Source organism: Polaribacter sp. Z014, assembly GCF_023555435.1.
In the GTDB taxonomy this organism is placed as follows: domain Bacteria; phylum Bacteroidota; class Bacteroidia; order Flavobacteriales; family Flavobacteriaceae; genus Polaribacter.
The window spans coordinates 57,033-66,965 of the sequence record NZ_JALCZP010000020.1 but is presented as its reverse complement, the minus strand read 5'-3'; the positions used below and the strand labels follow the sequence as shown (position 1 = coordinate 66,965).

The following is a 9,933-nucleotide window of genomic DNA, read 5'->3' as shown; positions in this document are numbered from 1 at the left end:
TTTACATTTTTTTTATTCAAAACCTTTGATTTGCCTCAAAGCTAATAAACAAAAGGGATAAGGAAGATTTTACCAACCATTTTGTCTATTACACCTATCTTTTAGTAAAATATTAGATTGTCCTTTAATATAAAATCCTATAATTTTTTTATTACTTGAATAAATAATAAAGTAAAACTCAGGTTAATTACTGAACCTGAGTTTTTATAATTTACAAAGTGTGTAACTTAATTTTTCTTAACAGTATCTTTCTTTTTCTTACCAAATAAACCACCTAAAACATCTTTTACTTTATCGGTAACCTTATCTTTTGCAGTTTCTGTGCTGGTAGAATCTTTTTTAGTGTTCATACCAATTAAATCTTTCAGTTTATCTTTTCCTTGATCTATTAATTGATTTTTTTGCTTTTCAATTAAATCTTTTACTAAGTTGGCCGTAGCGTCTTTAATATTAGAACTGAATTTTGGGCTATTAAAACTCCCCGTTAATGTTCCGTTTACCGGAATACTTTTAATACTTGAGGCATCTTTAGCTGTTAGTTTTGCTATTAAGTTGGTAACGTCAGAACCTAAGTATTTTACAGGCACATCAAATACAAGGTTGTAATTCATAGATTGATCAAAACCATGTGTTCCGCCAATTTCTATATTAATATCGTTGTATTTTAATGGAATAGGTTTTACGGTAACTTTACCATCTTTAAAAGAAAAGTTTCCTTTTATTTTATCTAAATTTAATTTATCAACATCTAAAAAACTAACATTATTACTTAATGCAGACAATACTTTAGAGTTACTTGTGTTTATTTTAGTATTTAATAACTGACCTAATAAATCTCCCGTAATCGTATTTAAATTGGGAGTCATATCATTATTTAGATTTCCAGAAACGGTAATGGTAGAGTTTATTTTACCCTCAATGGTTTTTGCTATTGGAGCAATGGCTTTTAGCATGTCTAAACTTGTAAAAGAATCAGAAATATTTAATTCACTTAAGTTTAAATCCATTTTAAAGCTAGAAGTAGTTTCTTTGGTAGAAACGTTTCCGTTTAAACCAATATTACCTCCAAAAATATCAGATTTTAGGTTTTTTAAATCCACCATTTCATCATGAATTATTAATTGCCCAGAAACATTGGTTAGGTTTAAATTATCATACACTACTTTTTTAGCATTTGCAGTAAGTGTTACATCTAAAAAAGCAGGTATTTTTAAGGTTGATGTTGTTGCTGTTTTTTCTGATGTCTCTCCTTCTGTAATAAAATCTGCAACTTTTAAATTATTTGAATTTAAGGCAAAGTTTCCTTTTAAAACTTCATCCTTAAAAATAAATCCATAAAAATTATCTAGATTTCCATTAATTGCTAAATCAGAACTTCCTGTCTTAGCATTAAATTCGTTTAATTTTATAGTGTTTGTATTAAAATTGATAGATGTTTTATCAATATAAAAAGTATTGGCAACATCTTTACCATCGTATTTAAAATTACTAAGTGTTAAGTTTCCAGAATTTTTAATGTTTTGGTACGTTCCTTTATCAATAGAATTCATATCAAAGTTAGTAGAAATATTGGCATTTAAAATCCCTTCTAATTCTTGTTCTAAAGGAGCAGGATAAACTTTACCAATGTTTGCTAAATTAATAGTTCCTTTTGCTGTTATATTAATATACGGATTTGTAGTAATATTTTTGAAGTTTCCGTTAGCGGCAAAAGTATCTTCATCAATTTTAAAGTTGAATTGATTTACTGCAACGTACGTATCTTTTATAAGTCCTGTTTTGTTAACTATTTTAGTGTCTATGTTTATATTGGTAACAGATTTAGGTAAATCTGCATATTTAAATAAGGCGTTTTTAGAGATGATTTCTATGTCAAAAGCAGGAATTGTCTTGTCTGAAAAGGTTCCTTTTACAACACCATTTACCTCAAAATTACCTTCCGTTTTAATAGATTCTAAATTACCAGCATATTGTTTTGGTAACAAGGCCAAAGCATTTTTAAAGGAAGAGGTAGGAGTTTTAAATTTAAGATCATACAATTGGTTTTCATCAACCAATTGAACAAAACCATCAAACTCTAAAGGTAATTGATTAATGTAACCTGTATTTTCTTTAAACGTGTATTTGCTGTTTTTTAAATCGATAGCAATTATAGCATCTAAAGACACTTTTACTTTACTTAAATAGTTGGTTTTGTCTAAATCTAAAGACACATAACCTGTTGTTTCAGTATCTAAATTAAACACCTCTTTAGCAAAATTTCCTTCTCCAGTATGGTAAATACTATCTAAACTCATTTTTGTGTTTGTACTTCTGTCTAAATAATTAAAATTGATGTCTTGCAATTCATAAGAGTCAATGTTTAAAGAAAAAGTACTGTCGCCACTTGTCGTTGTAGTTTCTTTGGTAGGAATGGCAATATCAAAATTCCCATTTCCATTTTTATCAAATATAATATTGATATCACCTTCTTTAGAAGTAATACTTTTAATAGCAAGTGTTTCGTTAGATTTTTTAAAAAGTTCTGTAATATTTAAAGCTAAGCTTAGTTCTTTTGCATTAAATAAAGTATCACCCACAAAAGGAGCTTTGTTAGCAACTGCCAAATCATTAACGGTTAAACTTAAAGATGGGAAGTTTTTAAACAAACTAAGGTCTGCATCTTTAAAAGTTACGGTAGCATTTATGTTGTTGTTAATGGTGTTGGTAACCATTACTACAATTTTATCTTTAAACAAAAAAGGGATTGAAATTGTGGCTATTATAAGCAGTAGCACAAAAATAGAAACCCATTTTAGAATTCTTTTTCCTATTGATTTCTTCTTTTTATCAGTATTTATCATCTTTTTTTTTCAGTTGAAAATTTGTCAGATGCAAAAATACAATTTAGGCGCTTGTAAATATGTTTAGACTACGTTAAATATATAAGAATGGTAGATAAAAAATAATACTGTAATTCTTATAAAGAATTACAGTATTATAAATACTATTTTCGATTTGGTTTTATTGACCAAATATTTCATTGACTCTTTGTTCTAACAAAGCAGGATCTTCTAAGGCTTCTAAGCCAATTTTGTAAAAGAACCAACCAATAAAAAGGATAAAAATAGCATTTAAAATAATACCAATAATTCCCATTATTTTGCCGGCGTTGGCATTATTTGCACTATTGTAATTTTCTGGGTTTTCATTATATTCTTTTATTGCTTTGTTTCCTAATACTAGAGCAATAATACCCAAAGGCAATCCTATAATTCCGTAACAAATACAAGTTACTAAAGATAAAATGCCAAGTACTAAAGACGTGGTAGCGTTTGGTAAGTTTTGTTTTTCCATATTTATTTTTTTAAAGTGTATATAAAGCTTTCATTTTAATGCAGTAACTAATTACAATTATAAGCACGTTTATGGTGGTAAATGATATTATAATTTTCTTGGTGTTTTTAAACTTTACTTTATAGTTGATTACTACAAAAGCCCCGAATAAAAGTAGGGTATAAATTGCAGGATACATTTTAAAAGCGGCGACAAAATCTCCATTTATAAGCAGTATAAAAGCTCGCTGAATTCCGCAACCTGGGCAATCTATACCAAAGAGCGATTTATTTAGGCAAGGCAATAAGTAATCATTTGTGGTTAAAAACATGTGTATTATTTAAACATATCCATTCCTGGTATGTTTGGCATACCGCTTTTAGCGGCAACCGCCATTTCTGCTTCGTTAATTTTAGTTGCTTTTTCTAAAGCTTTGTTTAAAGCAAGAATTAAATAGTCTTCTAATTCTTCTGCATCAGCAAGTAAAGCATCATCAATAGAAATCGATTTTATTTCTCTATTTGCAGTTAATGTAATTTTTAGTTTGCCGTCTGCAGCTACTTCATCTACCAAAACAGAATTTAATCTTATTTTTGTTTCTTCTACTTTTTGCTGAGCTTCTTTCAGCTTATTCATCATTCCAGATAAGTCTCCTAACATTGTTTTTTATGATTAAAATTTAGTTCGTTACAAATTTAGTATTTTTATAAGGAATTAAAATCATCTAAAAATGAGAAAAATAGTTATTCCTTTCTTTGTTTTAAGCCTTACATTTGCAACCGCTTGTAAAAATAAGAACATGAAAAGTACAGATGCAAAAACTCCTGTAGCAATTAAACAGCCTACAAAGTTAGAGAAACACGGAGATGTTAGAATAGATAATTATTTTTGGATGCGCTTGTCTGATGAGCAAAAAAATGCCATAGATAAAGACCAAGAAACACAGAAGGTAGTAGATTACTTAGAGGAAGAAAACACCTATTATAAGAAAGTAACAGATTATACAAAGCCATTTCAAGAAGAATTATTCGAAGAAATGAAAGGTAGAATTAAGGAAGATGATTCTTCTGTGCCTTATAAAGACAATGGTTATTTTTATATAACGAGATATGAGATTGGTAATCAATACCCAATTTATAGCCGTAAAAAAGAAAACTTAGAAGCAGATGAAGAAGTGCTTTTTAATGTAAACGAAATGGCAAAAGATTTCGATTACTATCAATTAGGTGGTTTAAATATTTCTTCGGATAATAAATTGGCTGTTTTTGCTACAGATACAGTAAGTAGAAGACAGTATTTCTTAAGAATCAAAAATCTAGAAACAGGCAAAATTTATAAAGATATTATAGAAAATACAACAGGTGGTTCCGTTTGGGCTAACGATAATAAAACTATTTTTTATACCAAAAAAGATCCTGTAACTTTACGTAGTTCAAGTGTTTATAGGCATGTTTTAAGCACGCCAACATCTGAAGATGTTGAGGTTTTTAATGAAGAGGATGATACCTTTGGCACGTATGTAACGAAATCTAAATCTGATAAATATATTATTATAGGTTCTTACAATACTGTTTCTACAGAGGCACAGTATTTAGATGCAGATAACCCAACGGGAGTATTTACAATGTTGCAACCTAGAGAAAGAGGTTTAGAATATAGTGTAGCACATTTTGGAGATTATTTTTATTTATTAACTAATAAAGATAATGCCATCAACTTTAAGTTGATGAAAACCCCAATTACAAATACAACTAAAGAGAATTGGGTAGATGTAATTCCGCATAGAGATGATACTTTACTAGAAGACTTTTCTATCTTTAAAGATTATTTAGTTTTAGAAGAACGTACCAATGGTTTAAATAAAATACGTATTAAACGTTGGGATGAAACTAAAGATTATTACTTACCTTTTAATGAAGAAACGTATTCTGTAGGCGTGTATGCGAATCCAGATTTTGATACGGATGTAATTCGTTATTCTTACAATTCGTTTACAACACCAAGTTCTGTAATTGATTTTAATATGAAAGATCAATCTAAAGAAATTAAAAAAGAACAAGAAGTTTTAGGCGGAAAGTTTCACAAAGAAAACTACATAAGTAAACGTGTTTGGGCAAGTACAAGAGACGGAAAAGAGGTAGCAATTTCTTTGGTATATCATAAAGATACAGAGCTTAATTGTAATACTCCTGTATTGCAATATGCCTATGGTTCTTACGGATATACCATACCAGATAGCTTTTCTACCACACGTTTAAGTTTATTAGATAGAGGTTTCGTGTATGCATTAGCACACATTAGAGGAAGTGAGTATTTAGGAAGAGAATGGTATGAAGACGGTAAAATGTTGAATAAGAAAAATACCTTTAACGATTTTGTAGATTGTTCTCAATATTTAATTGATAATAATTACACTTCACCAGAGCATTTATATGCAATGGGCGGTTCTGCAGGAGGTTTGTTAATGGGAGCAATTGTAAATATGAACCCAGAATTATATAACGGAATTATTGCATCGGTACCTTTTGTAGATGTTATTTCTACGATGCTAGATGATAGTATTCCGCTTACAACTGGAGAATATGACGAATGGGGTAACCCAAATGATAAGGAATATTACGATTATATAAAATCGTATTCACCTTATGATCAAGTTATGGCAAAAAACTATCCTAATATTTTGGTAACGACTGGTTTTCATGATTCTCAAGTGCAATATTGGGAACCTGCAAAATGGGTTGCAAAATTAAGAGAGTTGAAAACAGACAATAATTTATTATTGTTAGAAACTAATATGGAAGCAGGACATGGAGGTGCTTCTGGACGTTTTGATGCTTTAAAAGAAACAGCTAAAATGTACACCTTCTTTTTAGCCTTAGAGGATAAAATAGAAGCAAAAACAAATTAAGTCTTAAAAACAGTTTCAGTATTTAAGGATTAACCGTACTTTTGCAGCTAGAATCAAAGATAAAATAAGTGTCATTACGAGCGTAACGAAGCTATTTTTTAGTAAAAATGGCTAAAAACGTCACGTTGTCTCGTAATGACATTTACTTTGAGAATAGTGATAGAATGACGAGAAACAAAGGAATTACCAATTCAATATTAGATTTAGTAGGTGAAACCCCGCTAATTAAACTTCATAAGATTACTCAAAATCTACCAGGTGCTTATTTTGCTAAGTTCGAGGCTTTTAATCCAGGTCATTCTGCTAAAGATAGAATAGCAAAACATATTGTAGAAGATGCAGAAAAAAAAGGGATCCTTAAAAAGGGAGCTACTATTGTAGAAACAACTTCTGGTAATACCGGTTTTAGTTTGGCAATGATAAGTATTGTAAAAGGATATAAATGTATTTTAGCGGTAAGTGATAAATCTTCTAGAGATAAAATAGATTTACTAAAATCGATGGGAGCAGAGGTGCATATTTGTCCTGCAAACGTAGCGCCAGAAGACCCAAGATCTTATTATGAAGTAGCGAAAGCAATACATAGAAAAACAAAAAATTCTGTTTATATTAACCAGTATTTTAATGAGCTAAATATTGAAGCTCATTACAGAAGTACAGGACCTGAAATTTGGCAACAAACTGAAGGTAAAATAACTCATTTAGTGGTGGCTAGTGGTACAGGAGGAACTATTTCTGGTACCGGAAAATACCTAAAAGAACAAAATCCAAATATTAAAATTTTAGGAGTTGATGCTATTGGTTCTGTATTAAAAAAATACCACGAAACGAAAGAGCTAGATTTAGATGAGGTAAGTCCTTATAAAATTGAAGGATTGGGTAAAAATTTAATCCCGACGGCTACAGATTTTGATGTAATAGATATATATGAAAAAGTATCTGATAAAGAAGCGGCATTAGAAGCTAGGAATATTGTAAGGAAAGAAGGTATTTTTCCTGGATATACTAGCGGAGCAGTAATGCAGGCTACCAAACAATATGCAGCAAAAAATATGTTTACAGAAGATAGCATGGTAGTGCTAATTTTCGCAGACCATGGATCTCGTTATATGAATAAAATTTATAACGATGTATGGATGAAAGAAAACAATTTTTTGTAAATAGAATAGACACGGACACATTTGATTAACTGCAAAAAAAGCAGTTTCTTTGCTGTTCGAATAACAATAATAAAATATCACATGACAAAAGATTTATTTGAAAGAATAGAAGCAGATAAAGGTCCCTTAGGTAAATGGGCAAAACAAGCAGAAGGCTATTATGTTTTTCCTAAATTAGAAGGACCTATTTCTAATAGAATGTCTTTTAATGGTAAGAAAGTTGTTACTTGGAGTATCAACGATTATTTAGGTTTAGCAAATCATCCAGAGGTTATAAAGGTAGATGGAGCTGCGGCAACAGAACACGGTATGGCGTATCCTATGGGGGCTAGAATGATGTCTGGACATACAAAATTTCATGAACAGTTAGAGCAAGAATGTGCTGCCTTTGTAGAAAAAGAAGCCGCTTATTTAGTGAATTTCGGATATCAAGGTATGGTATCTGCTATTGATGCTTTGGTAACAAAACACGATGTTATTGTTTACGATATGGATACGCATGCATGTATTATAGATGGTGTTCGTCTACATGCTGGTAAACGATTTGTGTATAAGCACAATGACATGGTAAGTTTTGAGAAAAACATTAAGCGTGCTCAAAGAATGGCAGAAAAAACAGGTGGAGGAATTCTTGTAATTTCAGAAGGTGTTTTTGGAATGCGTGGAGAACAAGGTCGTTTAAAAGAAATTATTGCATTTAAAAAAGAATATAATTTTAGATTATTAGTAGATGATGCACATGGTTTTGGTACCTTAGGTAAAGACGGTAAAGGAACAGGTGTAGAGCAAGGTGTACAAGATGAAATAGATGTGTATTTTGCTACATTTGCAAAATCTATGGCAGGTATTGGTGCTTTTTTTGCAGGGAATAAAGAAGTAATTCAGTATTTACAATACAATATGCGTTCTCAAATGTTTGCAAAATCATTACCAATGGCAATGGTTAAAGGTGCATTAAAACGTTTAGATATGTTACGTACAATGCCTGAGTTAAAAGAAGCATTGTGGAGAAATACAAATGCGTTACAATCGGGTTTACGTGCTGCAGGTTTCGATTTAGGAACTACACAAACATGTATTACTCCTGTTTATTTAAAAGGAGAAATACCGGAAGCTATGGCAATGGTGAATGATTTACGTGAAAATCACGGAATTTTCTGTTCTATTGTAGTATATCCCGTAATACCAAAAGGATTAATCATATTAAGATTGATACCAACAACTACGCATACGCAAGAAGATATTGATGAGACTATTACTGCTTTTTCTGCAATTAGAGAAAAATTAGAAAACGGAACCTATAAAAAGATTGCAGCAGAAATGATGTAATTATTTTATATAGAGATTTAAATTTAAAACCGAGCTATTAGCTCGGTTTTTTGCGTTTACTAAGGTGTTATTACATCTTTTATTTTTTCTTAGAGAGCTACAACTAATTTATAATATGCTCTTATAAAAAAAAGTCATTGCGAAGAAGTGTTTTGTAATCTCTATACTTTAAAGAATACTTTGTTTCTTGGCAATGACAATTTAAAATACTATGACTCTATATACTGTTACTTTTGTATATTTAAAGAAACAATCCTATCATTAAGAGGTTGTTCGTTTCTGTAATTGTCTTTAGGCATGTTGCTTTTTAATTTTAACACTTCATCTACAGAAATAATAATTGGGTCTTTAAATACAACCCAATTTACTCTTTCGGTACAAGGAGGTGTTGTTAAAGAGCCTCCGTAAGCGTAAAAATCATTGTTTTTAGGAAACAAAGTTGTTAAGTCTAAAGATTGGTCTATTTCTTTGGTTTTATTTTCTTCTATAGGTAAGAAGCTTTCAAAAAATTCAAATAACTGACTTTCCGCTCCTTCTTTGGCCAAAATACTCATTACGGTGTATTTATTAGATTTACTTTTATGAACTAAGTGAATTTCTAAAGGAAAACGTACTCCATTTAGGGTGTGTTCTGATGGTTCATGAAAATGGACTTGTGATAAAAAATAAGTATCTCCATGATATTGAATAGAATCTCCTGCTTCAAAATTAAACTGAATGGAATGTCCGTTATTGATAACTTGTTTTATTTTGGTAGTAGGCGAATATAAAATATCTAACGAATTTTCTTTCTGTTGTACAGGTTTCGTGTTAATATCTATAATGTTAATAGGAGATTGCTTTTTGCCATCACAATCTGAGTTTTTTTCTATTTCTGCCCAGTGCTCTGGAGACGTTTCACCATTATAAGTCCAATGGGCATGGTTTTCTTCTTGGTGATTTTTTTTCTCTTTTTTATCTGAATTACAAGATGTAATAGTAACAAGAGTAAAAATTAGGAATGTAACTATAAACTTTTTCATTTTTTTTATTGTTTTGTAATGATTGATTTCAACTACAAATGTAAGAGAAGAATGAAAAGCATTTCTATAACTTTGGTCATATTTTAAAAAAAAATAAAGAAATCGGTTTCGTAATTATTAGGTTTAATTTATTCGTAAATATTAAAGACTACAGCTTAATTAGGATAAAAAAAAACCTCACCATTTTGCAATGATGAGG

General features: G+C 30.3%; 8 protein-coding genes. 3 read left to right on the top strand and 5 right to left on the bottom strand.

Features of this window, described 5'->3' with window-relative positions; genetic code table 11:
- Nucleotides 1–227 precede the first annotated feature (227 nt).
- From MPF19_RS16060 to MPF19_RS16045, 4 genes are all read right to left on the bottom strand, one after another.
- Nucleotides 228–2,843 carry an AsmA family protein gene (locus MPF19_RS16060; protein WP_249989247.1) on the bottom strand — a complete coding sequence of 872 codons (2,616 nt, stop codon included), beginning with the start codon at nt 2,841–2,843 and terminating at the stop codon, nt 228–230.
- A gap of 160 nt (nt 2,844–3,003) precedes the next feature.
- Nucleotides 3,004–3,336 carry a CCC motif membrane protein gene (locus tag MPF19_RS16055; RefSeq protein WP_249989246.1) on the bottom strand — a complete coding sequence of 111 codons (333 nt, stop codon included), beginning with the start codon at nt 3,334–3,336 and terminating at the stop codon, nt 3,004–3,006.
- 10 nt (nt 3,337–3,346) lie between these two features.
- Nucleotides 3,347–3,646, bottom strand: coding sequence for a DUF2752 domain-containing protein (locus MPF19_RS16050; RefSeq protein WP_249989245.1), 300 nt, complete (start codon nt 3,644–3,646; stop codon nt 3,347–3,349).
- Between the two features lie 5 nt (nt 3,647–3,651).
- The gene (locus tag MPF19_RS16045; RefSeq protein ID WP_249989244.1) at nt 3,652–3,975 is read right to left on the bottom strand and encodes a YbaB/EbfC family nucleoid-associated protein; all 324 of its coding nucleotides are present in this window, start codon (nt 3,973–3,975) and stop codon (nt 3,652–3,654) included.
- A gap of 139 nt (nt 3,976–4,114) precedes the next feature.
- Between MPF19_RS16045 and MPF19_RS16040 the strand changes: the two genes are divergently transcribed.
- From MPF19_RS16040 to capB, 3 genes are all read left to right on the top strand, one after another.
- The gene (locus tag MPF19_RS16040; protein WP_249989248.1) at nt 4,115–6,223 is read left to right on the top strand and encodes a S9 family peptidase; all 2,109 of its coding nucleotides are present in this window, start codon (nt 4,115–4,117) and stop codon (nt 6,221–6,223) included.
- A gap of 164 nt (nt 6,224–6,387) precedes the next feature.
- Complete coding sequence (gene capA, locus MPF19_RS16035; RefSeq protein WP_203394646.1) at nt 6,388–7,383, top strand: cysteate synthase; 996 nt, start codon at nt 6,388–6,390, stop codon at nt 7,381–7,383.
- 81 nt (nt 7,384–7,464) lie between these two features.
- The gene (gene capB / locus MPF19_RS16030; RefSeq protein ID WP_203394584.1) at nt 7,465–8,712 is read left to right on the top strand and encodes a cysteate-C-fatty acyltransferase; all 1,248 of its coding nucleotides are present in this window, start codon (nt 7,465–7,467) and stop codon (nt 8,710–8,712) included.
- Between the two features lie 227 nt (nt 8,713–8,939).
- Here the strand turns inward: capB and MPF19_RS16025 are convergent, their stop codons facing one another.
- Complete coding sequence (locus MPF19_RS16025; protein ID WP_249989243.1) at nt 8,940–9,734, bottom strand: carbonic anhydrase; 795 nt, start codon at nt 9,732–9,734, stop codon at nt 8,940–8,942.
- Nucleotides 9,735–9,933 lie beyond the last annotated feature (199 nt).

Coding starts and splice junctions, on each gene's coding strand:
- MPF19_RS16060 (WP_249989247.1), bottom strand. CDS start 2,843: ATGATAAATACTGATAAAAAGAAGAAATCAATAGGAAAAAGAATTCTA.
- MPF19_RS16055 (WP_249989246.1), bottom strand. CDS start 3,336: ATGGAAAAACAAAACTTACCAAACGCTACCACGTCTTTAGTACTTGGC.
- MPF19_RS16050 (WP_249989245.1), bottom strand. CDS start 3,646: ATGTTTTTAACCACAAATGATTACTTATTGCCTTGCCTAAATAAATCG.
- MPF19_RS16045 (WP_249989244.1), bottom strand. CDS start 3,975: ATGTTAGGAGACTTATCTGGAATGATGAATAAGCTGAAAGAAGCTCAG.
- MPF19_RS16040 (WP_249989248.1), top strand. CDS start 4,115: ATGAAAAGTACAGATGCAAAAACTCCTGTAGCAATTAAACAGCCTACA.
- capA (WP_203394646.1), top strand. CDS start 6,388: ATGACGAGAAACAAAGGAATTACCAATTCAATATTAGATTTAGTAGGT.
- capB (WP_203394584.1), top strand. CDS start 7,465: ATGACAAAAGATTTATTTGAAAGAATAGAAGCAGATAAAGGTCCCTTA.
- MPF19_RS16025 (WP_249989243.1), bottom strand. CDS start 9,734: ATGAAAAAGTTTATAGTTACATTCCTAATTTTTACTCTTGTTACTATT.